The 18,237-nt window shown below is 33.0% G+C and carries 16 protein-coding genes; 8 read left to right on the top strand and 8 right to left on the bottom strand.

Annotated elements, in window-relative coordinates:
- Positions 1 to 13: 13 nt before the first annotated feature.
- The 4 genes from Q0857_RS07880 to Q0857_RS07895 form a co-directional block, all read right to left on the bottom strand.
- A complete protein-coding gene (locus Q0857_RS07880; RefSeq protein ID WP_298533584.1) occupies positions 14 to 1,153 on the bottom strand; it encodes an HlyD family secretion protein in 1,140 nt (379 codons plus the stop codon).
- A gap of 8 nt (positions 1,154 to 1,161) precedes the next feature.
- Entirely contained in the window at positions 1,162 to 1,599 is a 438-nt protein-coding gene (locus Q0857_RS07885; RefSeq protein WP_298533585.1) for a potassium channel family protein, read from the bottom strand.
- A gap of 125 nt (positions 1,600 to 1,724) precedes the next feature.
- Positions 1,725 to 2,819 (bottom strand): adenylate/guanylate cyclase domain-containing protein, encoded by a 1,095-nt coding sequence (locus Q0857_RS07890; protein WP_298533587.1) that lies wholly within the window; start codon positions 2,817 to 2,819, stop codon positions 1,725 to 1,727.
- 212 nt (positions 2,820 to 3,031) lie between these two features.
- Positions 3,032 to 4,747, bottom strand: coding sequence for a hypothetical protein (locus Q0857_RS07895; RefSeq protein ID WP_298533588.1), 1,716 nt, complete (start codon positions 4,745 to 4,747; stop codon positions 3,032 to 3,034).
- A 303-nt stretch (positions 4,748 to 5,050) separates the two neighbouring features.
- On the opposite strand from Q0857_RS07895, the gene Q0857_RS07900 reads away from it, so the two are divergent.
- From Q0857_RS07900 to Q0857_RS07915, 4 genes are all read left to right on the top strand, one after another.
- Complete coding sequence (locus Q0857_RS07900; protein ID WP_298533589.1) at positions 5,051 to 5,626, top strand: RNA polymerase sigma factor; 576 nt, start codon at positions 5,051 to 5,053, stop codon at positions 5,624 to 5,626.
- On the top strand, positions 5,626 to 5,799 hold the full coding sequence (locus tag Q0857_RS07905; protein WP_298533590.1) for a hypothetical protein: 174 nt from the start codon (positions 5,626 to 5,628) through the stop codon (positions 5,797 to 5,799). Before Q0857_RS07900 ends, Q0857_RS07905 begins: the two co-directional genes overlap by 1 nt.
- Before the next feature lie 24 nt (positions 5,800 to 5,823).
- Entirely contained in the window at positions 5,824 to 6,651 is an 828-nt protein-coding gene (locus Q0857_RS07910) for a mechanosensitive ion channel domain-containing protein (RefSeq protein ID WP_298533591.1), read from the top strand.
- A gap of 360 nt (positions 6,652 to 7,011) precedes the next feature.
- Complete coding sequence (locus tag Q0857_RS07915) at positions 7,012 to 9,627, top strand: glucosidase (RefSeq protein ID WP_298533593.1); 2,616 nt, start codon at positions 7,012 to 7,014, stop codon at positions 9,625 to 9,627.
- A gap of 35 nt (positions 9,628 to 9,662) precedes the next feature.
- Here Q0857_RS07915 and Q0857_RS07920 read toward each other — a convergent pair whose 3' ends face one another.
- Both Q0857_RS07920 and Q0857_RS07925 read right to left on the bottom strand, forming a co-directional pair.
- Entirely contained in the window at positions 9,663 to 10,379 is a 717-nt protein-coding gene (locus tag Q0857_RS07920; RefSeq protein WP_298533594.1) for a LytTR family DNA-binding domain-containing protein, read from the bottom strand.
- Positions 10,380 to 10,381: 2 nt separating this feature from the next.
- A complete protein-coding gene (locus Q0857_RS07925) occupies positions 10,382 to 11,434 on the bottom strand; it encodes a sensor histidine kinase (RefSeq protein WP_298533595.1) in 1,053 nt (350 codons plus the stop codon).
- Between the two features lie 177 nt (positions 11,435 to 11,611).
- Here Q0857_RS07925 and Q0857_RS07930 point away from each other — a divergent pair, with 177 nt between their 5' ends.
- The 4 genes from Q0857_RS07930 (at position 11,612) to Q0857_RS07945 (ending at position 15,854) form a co-directional block, all read left to right on the top strand.
- Positions 11,612 to 12,940, top strand: a complete 1,329-nt coding sequence (locus tag Q0857_RS07930) for a serine hydrolase (RefSeq protein ID WP_298533597.1) — start codon at positions 11,612 to 11,614, stop codon at positions 12,938 to 12,940.
- An 11-nt stretch (positions 12,941 to 12,951) separates the two neighbouring features.
- Positions 12,952 to 13,356 carry a MotA/TolQ/ExbB proton channel family protein gene (locus Q0857_RS07935; RefSeq protein ID WP_298533598.1) on the top strand — a complete coding sequence of 135 codons (405 nt, stop codon included), beginning with the start codon at positions 12,952 to 12,954 and terminating at the stop codon, positions 13,354 to 13,356.
- Between the two features lie 175 nt (positions 13,357 to 13,531).
- Positions 13,532 to 15,553 carry a PHP domain-containing protein gene (locus tag Q0857_RS07940; protein WP_298533600.1) on the top strand — a complete coding sequence of 674 codons (2,022 nt, stop codon included), beginning with the start codon at positions 13,532 to 13,534 and terminating at the stop codon, positions 15,551 to 15,553.
- Positions 15,534 to 15,854, top strand: coding sequence for a hypothetical protein (locus tag Q0857_RS07945; protein WP_298533602.1), 321 nt, complete (start codon positions 15,534 to 15,536; stop codon positions 15,852 to 15,854). Before Q0857_RS07940 ends, Q0857_RS07945 begins: the two co-directional genes overlap by 20 nt.
- A 34-nt stretch (positions 15,855 to 15,888) precedes the next feature.
- On the opposite strand, the gene Q0857_RS07950 is transcribed toward Q0857_RS07945, so the two are convergent.
- Both Q0857_RS07950 and Q0857_RS07955 read right to left on the bottom strand, forming a co-directional pair.
- Positions 15,889 to 17,241 (bottom strand): DEAD/DEAH box helicase, encoded by a 1,353-nt coding sequence (locus Q0857_RS07950; RefSeq protein WP_298533603.1) that lies wholly within the window; start codon positions 17,239 to 17,241, stop codon positions 15,889 to 15,891.
- A gap of 37 nt (positions 17,242 to 17,278) precedes the next feature.
- Complete coding sequence (locus Q0857_RS07955; protein ID WP_298533605.1) at positions 17,279 to 18,169, bottom strand: aldose 1-epimerase family protein; 891 nt, start codon at positions 18,167 to 18,169, stop codon at positions 17,279 to 17,281.
- Positions 18,170 to 18,237: the final 68 nt, after the last annotated feature.

Below are 18,237 nucleotides of genomic sequence, written 5' to 3' on the forward strand. Positions count from 1 at the left end.
TAAGTAAGCTAATTTACCTAGCATAAGATAGCCATGAATTAAATTTAATTCTGAAAGAACCAATAGCGTTTAGAATCCAATTGTTGCCTGTATATGCCACAACATCAACTTGTCCTCCTAAACGAATAGGAAGTTTGTTAATGGTTTCGTTATCAAAACTAATTATAACAGGAAAACGCTGCGGATCTCTAAGCCATGAGTTTTTGCTGTTTATATTTGGCAGTCCGCCCTTATTTGTTTGGTCTGAAGTAACGCCATAACCTAAGCTTCGTACGGTGCCCTCATAAACTTCACCTGGTGCAATATCGAAGGTGTATTTTACTGGATCTCCAACTTTTAAAAGCGACAGGTTGTTTTCTTTCATATCGGCTTGTATCCAAACATCGGAGTGAGATATTAAAGTCGTTAATGGATGTCCGGCAGACGCAAAATACCCTAAATCAATATCAAAACTTTCAATGACCCCATCTGTTGGTGCGACTATGGCTGTAAAAGCTAAATCTAACTGTGCCTTTTCCAGATCTTGAATGGCTGCTCTTATTTTTGGATTATCGGGTCCTGAGTCTCCTAAAGATTGTTTTGCTCTATCTAAATTAGCCTGAGAGGAGGCTACTTGTTCCGTGGCTTGCAGTAAGGCTGTTTCCGACTGGTCCTTATCAGATTCAGATAAGGCTCCAGCATTATCTCGCATCACTTTTTCTACACGGTTCCAATTTCGTTGTGCACGTTCTAGTTGAGCTTTGGCTACACCTAATTTTCCTGCTGCAGATTTTACAGATGATGAACTTGCCGCAACAGATTGTATGGCGTTGTCTATGTTAGCTTCTGCTTTTAAAACAGCTATTTCAAAAGGGGATGGGTCAATTAAAAACAGAGTGTCCCCAGCTTTTACTTGGCTATGAAGTTTAATGCGAATATCAATAATGTTTCCTGAAACCCGAGAGGTTACAGGGGTTACTAAACCTTTTATCCTTGCTTGGTCTGTATATGGTGTATGTCTTTCAGATAAAATATACCACACAAAGAATAAGAGGGAAACAATTAATACAATTCTTGTTATTAGTTTTATAGGGCTCTTTTTCTCTTTTTTGGTTTGAACTTCTGCTTCCGTGAATTCTTTATCTACTGTTATAGGGTCTTTTTCTTCAGCCATATTATAAATTACCTTTTAAGCATGTCTTTAATAGTTAATTGAAGGACAGAAAACATAATGGCAGTGGTCCAGCCTAATAGTAAAACGCCATCCATGGCTTCAAATCCAGCTAACATTCTATTTGCAGAACTAATGGTTATTTCGCCATAGCCAAGGGTTGTAAACGTGACTAACGAAAAGTAAATAGCCTTTTCGATACTTTCAAATTCAGTCACACCTGGTAAAATATAATATGTGAACCCCCAGATAATTGCTTCAATAAAGTTTAAGGTTAATAAAAAAATGGCAGTATATATTAGCAGCCAAACGTTTTTTGTGTTTAATAAAAGGTTTTGTTTGTTTTGATACTTTTTAGCAAGGAATTTTACCCAGAAAAAGGTACCATAGCCATGAATTAAAATAGTAATTCCTATAATGAAACCCCCAATTGTTATATTTAATAGCATAGAATGTGATTGTAATTCAAATATATGAATTCGAATTAAACTAGATGATAAAGTTTAAAATGGTTTTTGGGTTTGTAATTTATATTATTAATGAGATACTCCTGAGGATTTAATCTACTATTGCCTTAATTAAGATTGACCTGATATAATTGAATAGCTTGTTTTTTTCCTCGAAGCAATAAGTTTTTAACTTTAACAAGAGAAAGTTTATCATGTTTTTCTAATTTTTCAGCCAGTTCTTCAGAAATAAGAATTTTAGAATTAAGGCTATTACATTCTTCCTGAATCCGAGCAGCAGTATTTAAAATATCACCTGTATAGATAAGCTCCTTTCGTATAATTCCAATATTGCCAACAGTAACCACCCCGGTATGGTAGCCTGCTTTAAACTCTGGAATTAAACCAAAACTGGTTATATAGTCATCTTTTTTGGAGTTTATGGTTTGGGTTATTTTACTAAAACAGCGCAAACAATTGTTTTTATACAACCCTTGTACTTCTGTCCAAGTCACCACAATTTCATCACCCACATATTGATAGACTTCTCCGGAGGTTTCTAAAATAGCGCTAGTCATATCGGCATAATAGGCTTGTAATAACTCAAAATATTTTTGGTGTCCTAAGGATTCTGCAATACTAGTTGAAGATTTCATGTCTAAAAACATGAAAATCCGTGTTTCTTGTTTTGGTTTATGGTACTTTCCAAGATAATTAGATAATACATTTTCGCCAATATAATCTTTGATTTCGGAATAGAATAAGGCAATATCTAAAATAATACCAATATATATAATAATACTCCAAAAGGAGAATTCTGTTATGAATGCATGCATGCTATTAATTACAACAGGAGCAAACAATGGAGCGTTATATAAGTAGGAGTTATTAACGAATGTTATGCTAATTAGAAAAATAAAAATAAAAAAAAGATAGAATAAGCTTTTAAGAATAAGTTTAGCCCAAAAAGAGGTTTGGTTAAATATTTTTTTGAACCAAAAAATTTCTATAACACCTTGTATGGTTCCCATAAAAAAACCTCCAAGGCTAATTGCGATTAAGGAGCTGCGCAGGCTATATTTATTTCCAGTAGATGGGTAAAACGAGGTTTCTCCCATAATGCCATACTCTATCATTATATAAACTAAACCAAAGAACACCCAAATGATTCCAAATGAGAAAATCTGCTTAAAATAGTATTTGTGTAGGGGATTAAGTTTCACAAAGTAAAGATAGCTAAATGTCTATGATTTTGCTTCCTATTTAATGAAGAGCGAAGCTTTAAAAGATTAGCCTGATCATAAACTTAAAGTTGTTTTCTTGTTATTGTAATTTTTTTATTTTCATCGTCTATCTGGGATTCAATTCAGAGAAAAACCTTCTGAATTAAAGTTTGAATCTTGTTGAAGCTTAGGGGTGGTTAATTAAGTTTGTCTTAGTATTTAATAATATAGTCGGCATGAGCCCAACTTTCAGACAAAAGTCCGTTTACCTGTGCCAAATTTTCTATTTGTTTCGTAGCGCTATAGGCTTCTTTTAATCCATGATATGCCCAACCATTTTTAGGGAATTTTATTAAATCTGCCTGATAGGTTTTTATGGCATCTTCGTATAGTCCCCCTTTTAATTGGATAGCTCCCAAATGATGTCGAATAGAAAAAAACCAGTCTGGAGGTTCGTTATAATTTAAGGCGTCTTCCGTCTCTACAGTTTCTTTTAATAAGGTTATACTTTTTTCTAAATGCCCTTCTTTTGCTAGTATTTCAGCTTCTAAAACATTTTTGGAAATTTGTACTAGAGTAAATACAGAATTGATCTCCCAGATAGTGATCTCACTTATACTTTCATCTTTTGCCAATACATTAAGCTCCGCCAATTCGACTTTAGCTTTATCCATATTATTTTTACCTAAATAGGCCATACCTTCGGCATAATGGCGAATAGCTTCAATATATTTTAAATCGTAAGTGTCTAGTTTCATTTTTAGGATATCATCCCACATTTCAAATTTAACAGCAACATAATACGGAATAGTATAATAGTGTTGTAATGTACCCCAACCAGGTTCTTTCATGATCTCGGGATATACATGCTCCGACACTTTATTGGCACCAATCATAGCCCAATGGCTATTACCTTCTAAGGTTGCAGTTGCTGCCATGAAATGATAATTATGAGGGTAATAGCCTAATGGATACGCCCCTTGTGCATGACAATTACTAACATAAGTGCTGTCTGCCTTAACTGCCGCAATATTTGATAAGGTTCCTTTGTGGTATTCTCCGGTTCGAATGTAGGTATGAGATGGCATATGTAATAGATGACCAGAACCAGGTACTAAACCGTCATCGAAGACCTTTGCAGAACCATCAGATCGCTCAGGTGTGCTAGAGGCTTCAACGGCATGAATATAAAAATGGTGTGCTCCAGGATGTTCAGGGTTTTTCCGTATCAACGATTCCAAAAGGTTTACAATTTCAGGTGTCCAAGGCTTTGGGGCTCCGGCTTTATCATATAAATCCCACGGATGTAAATTCATCATTGATTCTACGTAAAGCACACTAATTTCAGAATCTTCCGGGTATGTATTATAGAGTTTTTTTAAGGCTTTTGAATAATCTATATCTAATTGACTTCTATCTTCTGGAGGTTCTGGAGCATAGCGCATCGACATAACCTCAATAAAAGCCTGTTCTTTTTCAGTTGCATCGCTGGCAAGCGATTTAGCTTTTTTAATGGCTTCAAAGGCACGTTCATAATTATCGGGCTCCATTCCAGCATTGTAGTTGGGACCTAAAACATATGCAAAGCCCCAAAATGCCATTGCACAATTGGGATCTAGTTTTGTCGCGTAATGAAATGATCTGGCGGCTTCAGCATGATTAAAAGCATAAGCTAAAGCCATGCCTTGGTTAAAATATTGTTGCACTAAGGGATTATTGGTTGTTATGGGGTAATCTATAACATCATAACCATCTAAAAGAGGTGCTACATTGTCTTCTTTATACCAAGCGGCATCCGTTACAGGAGGCACGCAGGTATATTTAGAGCTCGAAGTTTTAGTAACGATAAGTTCTGTAGGTTGTTCTTTTTGTTTTTTACAAGAAAAACATAGACTTATGGCAATCAAAATTGTAATTACGTTTTTCATGGTGTAAATATTTGATTGTGAAAGTGTTGTTATTTTTAAATTTAGTAAATTTAAGTGATATTTTAAACTTCATAGCGCTTTTTGTTTTAAATAATTGAGGTCGTTGCTAATTAGTCTGTTTTTTAATTAACTGTAAGAAGGCTTATTTTTTAAAGAAAATTTCAATTGCGTATGTAGTGCGTATAGGTTTCTGTCACTGTTCATGGTGAATAAGAGTATTTTTATTTTTTTCGAAGACATGTGACTTTGTCATTAAAAAGGTGTCTTAACTATTAGAACCACTAAATTGGCTATTAGCTGCATTTGAAAACCCTAGAAGATATTAATAAGTTGCCAGATGAAGATTTGGTAAAGGCAATTGTAACAACAAATAATACATTGCTTTTTGAAATTTTGTATGATAGATATTCTGGATTAGTATATAACAAATGTTATGGTTTTGCGAAGGATGAAGATGAAGCCAAAGATTTAACTCAAGATGTTTTTTTGAAACTCTTTGTTAAATTGGCTAGTTTTAAGGGGAAGTCTAAATTTTCAACATGGTTATATGCATTCACTTATAATCACTGTGTAAATTATGTCACTAGAAATACGGCTAAGAAATTTGAAAAACAATCAGTAGATTATAAAGACGTAGAAAACCTTTCAGCAGAAGACGAAGATGACGATAGTTTTTTGAGTATGAAGGTAGATAAATTGAAGGTAGCTTTAGAGCTGATTTCTCCAGAAGAGAAAATGATATTGTTGCTAAAATATCAAGATTTTTTATCAATAAAAGAAATTGAAAGTGTTTTAGGCATTGGTGAAAGTGCTGTGAAAATGAGAATTAAACGCGCTAAGGATAAGTTGAGAACTGTATATAATGCTAATATGACGTAATGGATAATCCGTTTAAACAAATAAATCAGCCGCTTAAGGAAGTGCCTCATGAGCTTAAGTCTAAGGTTATGAGTGATATAGCTACAGCTAAATTGCTCATGGATTTGGCTACACTATTTTCAGTTGATATGGCAAAAATTGTAGAACACACTATTAGAAAGCGAAATAAATAACGTTAACGAAATAAATAAAGAAACATGGATAAGATATCAGCGTGGAATGAAGGTATTATAAACTCGTTATCAGCTATGACTCAAGAAGTGGCGGCTGTGGTTCCTAATTTATTAGGCGCTCTTGCGGTACTAACTATTGGATGGTTACTAACAAAACTTGTTGTTGGTATAGTTAGAAAGGCATTAAAATTAGCTAAAGCAGATAAGCTAGACGACAAGATTAACGATATTGAGCTATTTGAAACCAAGAAGCTTAACTTTAATGTTATTAAAATTACTACAAAGTTTGTTAAGTGGATCATGTATATCATGATACTTATTATAGTAACGGATATTCTAAACTTAACCCTGGTTTCGGAAGAAATTAAAAACTTTTTAGGGTATTTACCAAGGTTATTTTCTGCACTAATCATCTTCACGGTGGGGTTGTTATTGGCAAACTTTGTCAAGAAAACCATAAAATCATTTTTTGAATCTATGGATTTATCAGGAGCAAAATTAATAAGTCAAATTGTTTTTATGCTTTTGCTGGTTTTTATTTCAGTTACGACATTAAATCAAGCGGGTGTAGATACGGCCATTATTACCAGTAATATTACATTAATTCTTGGAGCCTTTTTGTTAGCCTTTGCATTAGCTTTTGGTTTAGGTGCTCAGAAGGTAGTAGGTGAATTATTAAAAACGTTTTATGCAAGAAAAACTTATGAAATTGGCCAAAAAATTGAGTTTGGTGATATAAATGGCGAAGTAGAGTCAATAAATCATATCACTGTTACGTTAAAAACTAAACAAGGTAAATTAGTAGTACCTATTAAAGATATTGTAGAGAGTCAAGTAAGTATACGGGATTAACTTTAAGTTAGGGTTAAATTTGGTTGGTTACTTTTTTCTGTATTCTGAACACTCTCTACATAGCACAATCCCTTTTCAAGTATTTGTTAAGGGATTTTTTTTATGTCGAGCTAAATAAAATGATGCTTTACTTTATATTTTTTTTGGAATAGATTATTGGATCTACATTAATTTCAATTCAATAAGTATAAATCGTAAAAGGATCGACTAATTTCTCTTGCTTCACGGTAGTTTTTCTTTTATATTTAGCCAAACTTCTTTAAATATTTACGATTTCTAATTTATACATTTTGAATGGGTTAATAGGTGTTGATAAACGCAACGCAGTAGGAGGTTATTTTTATAATTAAATAGTATTACATGACAAACAAAGGAAATGAAGCAGAACGGTTAGCAGTATCTAATCCGTACAAGAACTGGAAAAAATGGGGGCCTTATTTAGCAGAAAGACAATGGGGAACGGTAAGAGAAGATTATAGCCGGTATGGAGAAGCTTGGGAGTTTATAGATCATGATAAAGCAAGGAGTAATGCTTACAGATGGGGAGAAGAAGGTATAGGCGGTTTTACCGATTCGAGAGAAATATTATGTTTAGCACCCGCATTTTGGAATGGAAAAGACGATATTTTGAAAGAACGTCTTTTCGGTTTAACCAATAACCAAGGTAATCACGGTGAAGATGTTAAGGAATTGTATTTTCATCAAGTATCCTCACCAACACATTCTTATTCTAAATATTTATACAAATACCCAATTGGAAAATTTCCTTATAGCGAATTAGTAAGAAAAAATCAACGCAGTAGGGAGGAAAACGAATTCGAAATATTAGACACCGGATGTTTCAATAACGGCAATTATTTTGACTGCTTTATTGAATATGCAAAAGCAGGGGTTGATGATATTTTGATGAAGGTAACTGTGGTTAATAGAAGTGCCCAAGAGGCCGAAATTCATGTACTTCCGCATTTATGGTTTCGAAATTTCTGGAAGCATAATGTGCGGTTTGAGCGCCCAAGTATGAAATCAATTCAAGATAATTGTATTCAATCGAGAAGTATTAGAAATGGACGTTATTATCTTCATCATGAGGGCGGAGAACAACTTTTTTGTGAAAATGAAACCAATAATAAGCGTATTTACAATGTGCCAAATGAAGTAGAATATGTTAAAGATGGTATAAACGATCATGTTATTCATGGAAAGCCAACCGTAAACCCAAAAAAGACTGGGTCTAAGCTTGCTATATGGCATAAATTGTCATTACAGCCAGGAGAAGAGAAAAGTGTAAAAGTACGCTTGAAAAAAAGAAAAATTGCCGATCCGTGGGCAGATTTTGATACCATTTTTAATCAAAGAATTGAAGAGTGTGAGGAATTTTATGGGCATATCTTAAATGATAAATTACCTGAAGCTCAGCAAACCATTGCAAAGCGTGCTTTTTCCGGTTTGCTATGGACTAAGCAGTTTTATTATAATGATGTGTTTAAATGGTTGTTTGGAGGCCCCGGTGAGTCAAAACCAGATAGACAAAATGCAAGAAATTATAGTTGGCAACATTTAACAAATAGAGATGTTATTTCAATGCCAGATAAATGGGAGTATCCTTGGTATGCTGCATGGGATTTGGCATTTCATATGGCATCTTTTGCCGAGATTGATCCGCATTTTGCCAAAGAGCAGTTATTACTTGTGCTTCGAGAAAATTATATGCATCCCAACGGCCAAATTCCTGCTTATGAATGGAATTTTAGTGATGTTAACCCACCTGTGCATTCTTGGGCAGTATGGTCGGTCTATGAAAAAGAGAGCGAACAAAATGGGAAAGGGGATATTAAATTTTTAGAAAAAGCATTTCAAAAACTACTATTAAATTTTACTTGGTGGGTAAACCAGAAAGATAAAAATGGAACCGATTTATTTGAAGGAGGCTTTTTAGGTTTAGACAATATTGGAGTGTTTGATAGAAATCATATGCCACAAGGTATTACCAGGATGCAGCAGGCAGATGCTACCAGTTGGATGGCTATGTTTACACTTAACATGCTAAGAATGTCGTTAGAGCTGGCTAAGACTAACAAGATTTATGAGGAGTCTGCCGCTAAGTTTTTTAGGCATTTTTTAAACATTGCATGGGCGATGCACCATATTGGGAAAAAGGATATTTCGCTTTGGGATGACGAAGATAAATTCTATTATGATGTGGTTGAAATGTCGACAGGAGCAACAGATAGATTGCGAGTACGTTCTTTGGTTGGGATCATTCCACTGTTTGCGGTCGAGATTATTAATCAGGACATGTATGAGCAATTGAAAGAGTTTAAGGTAAGGGCGGCAAATATTGTGAGAACTAGACCAGATTTAGCTTCTTTAATTTCTAATATTGAGGAAACTAATGAAGATGGGAATCACCTATTTTCTATTATGCGTGGTTTTAGATTAGAACACTTATTAAAACGTTTATTAGATGAAGATGAGTTTTTATCTGATTATGGTATCAGGTCGCTTTCAAAGTATCATGAAAAGCATCCGTTTGTATTTCAGCATCATGGGCATCATCAAATTCAATATGAGCCTGGAGAAAGCAGATCGAGTATGTTTGGAGGAAATTCTAACTGGCGTGGGCCTATCTGGATGCCCTTAAATTACATGATTATTCAGTCTTTAAGAAAATACTATAAATTTTACGGACCAACGTATGTTTATGAGTTTCCAACAGGCTCTGGCAATAAATTAAACTTAAAAGAAATCGCTAACGAACTTAGTAAGCGGTTGGTTAAGCTTTTTGAAAGTAATGATGATGGTAAGTTTCAGTATCATGCTGAAGATTCAAACCAACTTTTCACAAAAGATGAACATTTCAAAAATCAGCACTTCTTTTATGAGTTTTTTGATGGCGATAATGGTAGAGGGCTAGGAGCATCTCATCAAACAGGGTGGACAGCGCTTATTGCAAACCTGATTATGGAAATGGATTAGAAATTTAAACCCTTTTCGAATTCGTGAAAAGGGTTTTAATAACGTTCTAGAACTTTTAAAACCTCTTTTTTGTAACTTCTGCTAATAGTTAGTGAGGTGTTATTAATCGTTATTTCTTCGTTGGTAAAAGAGGAAATATTATTTAATGATATGATAAAAGACCTATGAATTCTGAGAAATCTGCTTTTAGGTAGTTTGGCTTCAACAGCACTTATGGTCTCACGAGTAACTATAGTTTCGTTGGTTAAATGAATTTTAATGTAGTCACTATAGCTTTCGATATAAATAATCGATTCAAAATCAATTTTAATCATGCGTCTATCTGCTCTAACAAACATGAAATCATTCTCCTTAAATTCTTTTGTTTTATCCTGCTTGTTATCTATGTTAAGAGTGAAATAGTTGTTTATAGATTGCAGCAATCTGTCAAAAGAAATAGGTTTTAGTAAATAATCAACTGCTTGCAATTCAAAACCCTCAACGGCAAAATCTCGGTATGCAGTAGTAAAAATTATTTTCACATCTTTATTAATAGATTTAGCAAAAGAAATACCAGATATTTCGGGCATATTAATATCTAGAAAAATTAAATCGATATCATGTTCACGCAAATTATTAAAAGCTTCAATCGCACTACCGCAGCTAGCAACCATATTAATACTAGGTATTTTAGAAAGGTGGGTAGCAATAACTTCTCTAGCTATGGATTCGTCATCAACAATCATGCATTGTATATTATGGTGTTGATTCATTATTAAATGGTTTCCAGTTTTAAGTTTATTTTAAATAAATTGTCCGTATTATTAATATCTAGCTTGTAATGATTTTTGTATAATAAATCTAATCGTTTTTTTATATTAACTAAGCCAATACCTTTGTTTGTTTCATCATGTTTTAAATGGGTGTTTTTAATTTGAAAAAACACATTTTTTTCTTCACAATAAAGCTTGATGTTAATCTCTAAAATACCATTTTTAAGTGTGCCATGCTTAAAACTATTTTCAATGAACGGCAATAACAACATAGGGGCAATTTGCGTATCTTCCAATATGTTTTCTGCAGAAAAATCAATATTCAGCGTATCATGAAATCGCATTTTTTCTAATTCAATGTAATCATTAATGTGATTAATTTCATCTTGCAAAGCAACAAATGGTTTGTCTACTTGGTATAATAAGTAATCTAGAAGATTGGAAAGTTTTAATATCATTTCAGGAGTTTCATCGGCCTTCTTTAAGGCGAACCCATACATGGTATTTAAGGTGTTGAATAAAAAATGCGGATGAATCTGCATTTTTAAATAATTCAATTCCTGCTCTTTTAGTTTTAATTGGGTTTCTAAAATTTTGGTTTCTAGTTTTTTAGCATCTTGGGTGTGCTTTAAATTTAGTTTTAGTAGTTTAAAAGCACTTACAATAATGACTATGATGTATACAGCTGTTGTCACAAAAATTAAACTCCTGCTTATAGGAGCCATATTACCATATTGAAAATTTGATAGATAAATAAGCCCGTAAAAAACAGAGACTATAATCAAAAAGGCAGAAATTACAAGGGTGAAAAAGCCATACAGCGCAAAGCGTCCATAACGTTTTTTAATGAGATAATGGGGGATGAGATTGTAAATAGAAACATAAGTTGTGGCAATGGTAATAGGCATTAAAAACAGAGAAAAAGAGAATACATAGCTAAAATCGTTACTGTCAAAACCAAAAAAATAGGTGTAAAATAGGAGGACTGTACACCAGAAAATAGTATGCAGAATAATTTGACCAATTTTTCTTAAAATGAAACGCCGTGAAAACATCAATACAATAATAGGGGAAATTTGGTGTAACCAATAATTTTAGAGACAGATAACCGATTTAAAGCGGAGTTTAACATATGGTTATATCCGTGCTTAAAATGGTTGTTTATCGCTTTTCAAACTTTTCAAAAAGTAAGCTGGATAAATTTGGTGTCATCAATTATAAAACGAACAAACATGAAACAAGCACTAATTATTTACCTTTTTATTTTCTTCTGTTCCAATGCTCAAAATACCAAATTTGATGAATTGGATACCTACATCGAAACCTTAGCTGGTCAAAATAAATTTATGGGAGCCGTTGTGGTTTCCATAAATGGAAAGGTTGTTTACGATAAGCAGGTGGGTTATGCTCATATTTCAGAAAGTAACAAGGTCCCTATTACCAAGGCGACGAAATTTAGAATTGCCTCCATCACTAAAACCTATACCGCAACAATGGTGTATCAGTTGGTCGAAGAAGGCAAATTAAAGCTAAGCGACAAACTTTCAAAGTATTTTCCGCAAATACCCAATGCAGAAAATATTAGCATTAACCATATGTTGAAACACAGTAGCGGATTGTATGAAGTTACAAAGGACAAAGATTTTAATATTTGGATTAGAAAAGAATCCACCAGAGAAATGATGCTAAAAAGAATGCAGAAAAATACCAGCATTTTTGAACCTGGCTCAAACAGTGAATATAGCAATACCAATTTCATCCTTTTAGGTTACATTATCGAGGACATAGATAAAAGAACCTATGCTAACTCGCTTAAAAAACGGATTGTTAATACATTAAACCTAAAGAATACCTATTACGGGCGCAAAATAGATATTGCTAATAATGAATGTGATTCCTATGAGTTTAAAAACGGTGCATTTGTGCAATTGGAAGAAACCCATATGAGCAATCCAGGAGGGGCAGGAGCTATTGTTGCTTCACCTCATGATTTGGTTGCTTTTTATGATGCCTTGTTTACGGGCAAGTTAATTTCAGAAAAAAGCCTTGAAAAAATGCTTACAGCTAAATTCGCTAATTATGGAAGTGGAATATTTGTGGGTGACTCATGTGGTCATGGAGGTGGTATGGATGGATTTGCTTCAGAGATTTTACATAAGCCTGAAAATAAAACTACGGTTTTAGTGATTTCGAATGCTTTAGGGTATTCCATTACAGATATTGGTACTAATGCTTTTTATGCCAGTAAAAACAAGGACCTATTGAAGTTTATAACAGAAACGAAAGCAATAGAACTGACAGTTGAACAGGTAAAGGCTTGTGCAGGAGATTATGGCGGGGTATACGGGAAAGATAAAAAACCATTCAATTTTACCTTTGTTGCCGAGGCTAATATGCTAATGGGAGGTCCAAATCCTAATATGTTGATTCCTTTCAAAGCCATTACGCCTTATGAATTTGTTCATGACGACTTTGGGATTCACCTAAAGTTTGATTTTGAAAACAAGACCTTAACTTTTACACAAGCTGGCGAGTCTCATATATTAACTAAAAAACAATAAATTTACAGATTATGATTGCACTATTAATTTTAACAAATGGAAATTTTTTATCAGAATTAGGTAAACGTTTTAACGAAGGCGGTCCTTTTTTTATGTCTCTTATTTTAATATGCTTTATACTGGCATTGGCTTGTATTGTTTTAGCTTTTTTTAATGTAAAAAAGAATGTAAGTAAATCTAAAAAAATGACTGCTTTAGCGTCAGACATAAGTATCCTGGGGCTGGTATTTGGGCTTTTAGGTTCTATAATTGGAATGATTATGGCTTTTGATGCTATTGAAGCTCTAGGAGATGTAAGCCAAGGGATGATGGCGAGCGGACTTAAAGTGGCTTTTTTAACAACGGTTTTTGGATGTGTTACTTTTATTTTACCTAGAATAGGCATTATCATTTTAAAAACCTTGCAGAAAGCTTAGTTATACAATTTGTTTTAACGAAGCCTCTTTTCCATAAACAAGAAAAGGGGCTTTTTTTGTTTACAACTGTTTATAAGTCTTGTAATATAAAATTGACTTTGTAGTAGGAAAAGTATAGATTAGCTTATCGGCTGATATACGTCATTGAAATTCGGGATAAGTAAGAGAAACATTAATGAAAAAAATTGACCTACATACACACACAATACCAACTGTAAGCGATAGCGACTTTGAATTTAGCTTGCCGAAAGTCAAGGAATATGTGGAAAGGTTAGAACTTGATGCTATTGCAATAACGAATCATAATACATTTGACTTAAAACAGTATTTCGAAATTCGGAATGGTTTAACTATCACTGTTTATCCAGGAATAGAAGTTGACTTAGAAGGTGGTCATATTCTTGTGATTACTGATCTAAATGAATTTGAAATATCTGATTTTGAACAAAGGTGTAATAAAGTTTCTAGTCTAATTCGAACAAGTGAAGACACCTTATCAATCGAGGAATTCAATGAAATATTTCCAGATTTATCCAAATATATACTAATACCACATAACGATAAGAAACCAAATATAAAGCAAGAAATAATTGATGCTCTAAAGCCTCATATAACATCAGGAGAGGTTGCAAGTGTTTCTAAGTTCAAACGTGCGATAAAAGATGATGATGGTTTAGTTCCTGTCATATTTAGTGATGTTCGTTTTAAGGTTCAGTTAACTAATTTTCCATCACGTCAAACATATATTGACCTAAATGACATATCACTTTCAGGAATTAAATCTTGTCTATGTGACAGAAGTAAAATATCATTAACGAAAGAAAGTGGGAATGATTTTTTCCAAGCAACAGATGATGGACTCGTTCTATCAACAGGCTTGACAATTATATTAGGAGAAAGATCGTCCGGTAAATCTGTAACACTAAATAAAATATCTGCTTCGTCTGGTAATGCAAAATATATAAAACAGTTTTCGTTATTACATAATGATGAACAACAATTCAATGACACGAATAACGCAAGGCTTAGTTTGGTTCGTCATAACTTTTTAGGAGAATTTAGAAAAGTAGTTGAAAAAACTGTTCAAGTAGATTTAGAAAAAAATCATATAGAAATTGATAATTACCTTGATTCATTAAAAAAATTCGCATCCGAAAACGAGAAAAAAGACTTATATTCTAAATGTGTGATATTTAGTAAAAATCCTTTTGTAATTAATGACTTAAGTAATCTAGATAAAGTTATAAAAGCAGTTGAGACATTAATCAAAAACAATGAATATCAAGATATTATCCAAAAACATTTGGAAACTAAACAATTGAAAAGTTTAGCAATTGAACTAAATCAAAAGGCTTTTGATTCGAATGTTGACAACAATAAAAAAAATTGGATTAATTCCTTGACAGGCGATATAACAAGAGAATTAAGGATTAAAACTACTGGTTCCGTAATTGAGGATTTAGATTTTTACAAAATAGCATTGGATGAAGTTAGAGTGAATAAATTTAATGCAGTAGTATCTGAACTCAAAATAAGTAGAAATATTCATAGAGAAGAATTAGGTAAATTCTCAATTGTAACTTCTACAAACAAAATTGAAGGTGCATCTGACCTTGTTAAAATCGGCAGAGATAAAAAACCTTATAGTACTGCTTTTAGTCATTATAACACATCACCTTATCAATATTTATTAAAACTCAAGGAATTAGGTGTAGAAGATGCAAACCTGTTTAATTTTTTCGTAAAAATTGAATCCTTTACCTTAAATAAAGATGGTTTTATAGTTTCAGGAGGAGAGCGTTCTGAATTCAATCTAATTCACGAAATTCAAGACGCCACGAAGTATGATTTATTATTAATAGATGAACCTGAATCCTCTTTTGATAACAATTTTCTTAATAAGGAAATAAACTCAATAATAAAGCACATTTCTACTTTGATGCCAGTTGTTGTCGTAACGCACAATAGTACTGTTGGTGCTTCGATAAAGCCAAATTTTTTAGCGATAACCAAAAAAAGTATTGAAGAAGGAGAATTTATTTATAGAACTTACACAGGTTATCCATCAGATAAAGAGTTGGTAAGTCCAGACGGAAACAAAATCGAAAATCATGAAACTCTACTTAGTTGTTTAGAGGCAGGTCTAGATGCATATAATGAAAGAAAAGAACAAGCATATGATATACTTAAAAATTGACAAAAATAAAGGATATTACAGACTTAAAGGGACATCTGAAGAATGGACAGAATTGGACCAAATTAATAAAGATGATTTGCTAAAACTATTGGAAAAAGCGACAACAGAAGAATTCTCAATGGATGAATACAAAGATGAACTTCTTCAAAATCCAGCTCATAACATAATTTACAAGAATATTTATGGAAAATTCACCGAACTTTTAAGTAATAAAACTAGATTCCAAGATAGTGTGAATTTAATGTACAAATCAGCAATTGATAAATACAAAATTGAGTTAATGGAAGAACAAGAAGAGTAAGAAATTCAAATGGTTGACAATGTTCAATATAAAATTACTTCCTCTTATTCCGTTTATTATAATTCTTATCGCCTCGAGTTTTTGGTTTTTTATACTTAGCTGCGATTTTAAATTTATAAGAACCACCTAAATTCTCTTTAGAATTTTTTTCAGATTTCTCATGGAAAGCAGGTCCAGGAGCGTCTTCATCTTTTCGTTTAGTTGGGTTGTTACGCTCTCTAATTTGCGGACGCTCTTCTTCAATGAGCTCCGTTGAAATATCTACAACATCTGGGATTTCTATAACAGGAATCTCCATTTGCATTAAGCCTTCAATGTTTTCGATAAATTCTTGTTCTTTTTCAGTAGACAACACAATCGATTCGCCTTCGCGTTCAGCACGTCCCGTTCTACCAATGCGGTGCATGTAATTTTCAGGATATTCCGGCGTGTCAAAATTAATAACATGGCTCACGTTATCAATGTCCAAACCGCGTGCCATAACATCGGTTGCAATTAAAATTCGGTTATGTCCTTCTCTAAATTGCTCAATGCTTCGTAATCTGTAATTTTGCGTTTTATTAGAGTGGATAACACAAAGTTCTTCTTTAAAATAGGTGTCTAGCTTCTCAAACAAGCGGTCTGCCATCCGTTTAAAAGCTACAAAAATTAAAACTTTATTATACTGTTCTGTATCTCGAAGCAAATGCTTTAAAAGATTCACTTTAGTATAAAAATTAGGAACGTTATATCGTGTTTGCTTAATATTATCAAGAGGTGTTCCAGAAACTGCAATAGATACCTGTTCTGGTTTTTTAAAAAAATCATTAATCAGTATATCTACATCTTGAGTCATGGTCGCAGAAAACATAATGTTTTGTCTGCGTTCAGGAAGAATATCAAAAATATTAATTAACTGATGTCTAAAACCTAAATCGAGCATCACATCTACTTCATCAATAACTAATTTCTGAATAGATTTTAGTTGTAAAACGCGACTTAAGGCTAAATCATACAAACGCCCTGGTGTAGCAACTAATATATCTATACCCTGCGCAACGGCCTGCTTTTGTGTATTAATATTAGTGCCGCCATAAACTCCTAAAACACGATTATTAATATATTTAGAAAGCTTTTCAATTTCATCAACGACTTGAACCACAAGTTCTCTTGTAGGAACCAATACTAAAACTCTTGGATTGTCTTGCTTTGAGAATTTCAGGTTTTTAAGTATAGGCAGCATGTAGGCAAAAGTTTTACCTGTTCCTGTTTGCGCGATACCAACCACGTCTTTTCCCGAAGCTACGACATTAAAGGCTTGATTTTGAATAGGCGTTGGGGTTACAAATCCTAAATCGTCAAGTGCGTTATGAAGTGGCGTGTTTAAATTTAATTCTTGAAAAGTCATAGTGTTTCCTAATATGCCGCAAAGTTAAGCTTATTATTTATAGTAAATGCGCTTTGTTAATTTCAATAGTATAACTGGCTTTAAAGTCGTTTTTGGCTTCTAGTTTTATAATACCTTCTTTAGTTGTTAGGTCTTGATTGGTGTTTTCATTATCAGCAATTCCTAGCCAAGGCTCAATGCAAATATAGTTACCATTAGGTTTTGCCCAAATGCCTAAATAATCAAAATCGTTAAAGCTTACCGATAATATGGCACCACTTAACTTACTCTTTAAAGTAACTTTTCTAGATTTTAAATCTTTGAAAATAAGTGCATCCTGATTGAATAAATCATGTTTAAGAGGGAGTGTTTTTGAATGGTTAAAAACCGGTTTGATTTTGGAAGAAATAAGGCCATTTCCCATATTAATAAGATGTGTTTTTAAATTTTCGGGGTGTTCAAATTCTAAACTATTATCATGATATAATTCATTTTCAAAAACGGGGCATTTAAATGCAGGATGCCCCCCAATTGAAAAGTAAATTGGCTGCTCATCTATATTTTTAACAGTGTGACAGACTTCAAGGGTGTTATCAATAAGCTTAAATTCCAAATAAAATTCAAATTTAAATGGATAGATTTTTAATAATGATGCGTTATGAGTAAGTTTAAAAATCAAACTATTGTCCGTTTGTTTATAAAGTACAATATCTTGATTATGCCTTATAAAACCATGTTTTGGAAGTTTATAAGGTGTATTGTTAAAAACATAGGTGTTGTTTTTTAAAGCCCCAATTACAGGAAATAGGTTAGGAGCAAAACTCCCCCAAATATCGGGGTTGCCATTCCACATAAAACCCGTATTGTTTTTAATACTCTCTATTTTACAGAGTTCAGCACCAGTTTTTTTTACTGCAATTTTTAAGATGTCGTTCTTTAAAGTATACATCGCGTTTCTCTTTTAAACTTATTTACAAAAATCTTAATTTTTTAAGTATTCTAAGTAACTTTGTGTCT

Origin of the sequence: uncultured Algibacter sp. (assembly GCF_947495925.1) — a bacterium.
Classification (GTDB): Bacteria; Bacteroidota; Bacteroidia; order Flavobacteriales; family Flavobacteriaceae; genus Algibacter_E.

Coding starts and splice junctions, on each gene's coding strand:
- Q0857_RS07935 (WP_298533598.1), top strand. CDS start 12,952: ATGATTGCACTATTAATTTTAACAAATGGAAATTTTTTATCAGAATTA.
- Q0857_RS07920 (WP_298533594.1), bottom strand. CDS start 10,379: ATGAATCAACACCATAATATACAATGCATGATTGTTGATGACGAATCC.
- Q0857_RS07930 (WP_298533597.1), top strand. CDS start 11,612: ATGAAACAAGCACTAATTATTTACCTTTTTATTTTCTTCTGTTCCAAT.
- Q0857_RS07905 (WP_298533590.1), top strand. CDS start 5,626: ATGGATAATCCGTTTAAACAAATAAATCAGCCGCTTAAGGAAGTGCCT.
- Q0857_RS07940 (WP_298533600.1), top strand. CDS start 13,532: ATGAAAAAAATTGACCTACATACACACACAATACCAACTGTAAGCGAT.
- Q0857_RS07925 (WP_298533595.1), bottom strand. CDS start 11,434: ATGTTTTCACGGCGTTTCATTTTAAGAAAAATTGGTCAAATTATTCTG.
- Q0857_RS07910 (WP_298533591.1), top strand. CDS start 5,824: ATGGATAAGATATCAGCGTGGAATGAAGGTATTATAAACTCGTTATCA.
- Q0857_RS07945 (WP_298533602.1), top strand. CDS start 15,534: ATGATATACTTAAAAATTGACAAAAATAAAGGATATTACAGACTTAAA.
- Q0857_RS07895 (WP_298533588.1), bottom strand. CDS start 4,747: ATGAAAAACGTAATTACAATTTTGATTGCCATAAGTCTATGTTTTTCT.
- Q0857_RS07880 (WP_298533584.1), bottom strand. CDS start 1,153: ATGGCTGAAGAAAAAGACCCTATAACAGTAGATAAAGAATTCACGGAA.
- Q0857_RS07950 (WP_298533603.1), bottom strand. CDS start 17,241: ATGACTTTTCAAGAATTAAATTTAAACACGCCACTTCATAACGCACTT.
- Q0857_RS07915 (WP_298533593.1), top strand. CDS start 7,012: ATGACAAACAAAGGAAATGAAGCAGAACGGTTAGCAGTATCTAATCCG.
- Q0857_RS07885 (WP_298533585.1), bottom strand. CDS start 1,599: ATGCTATTAAATATAACAATTGGGGGTTTCATTATAGGAATTACTATT.
- Q0857_RS07955 (WP_298533605.1), bottom strand. CDS start 18,169: ATGTATACTTTAAAGAACGACATCTTAAAAATTGCAGTAAAAAAAACT.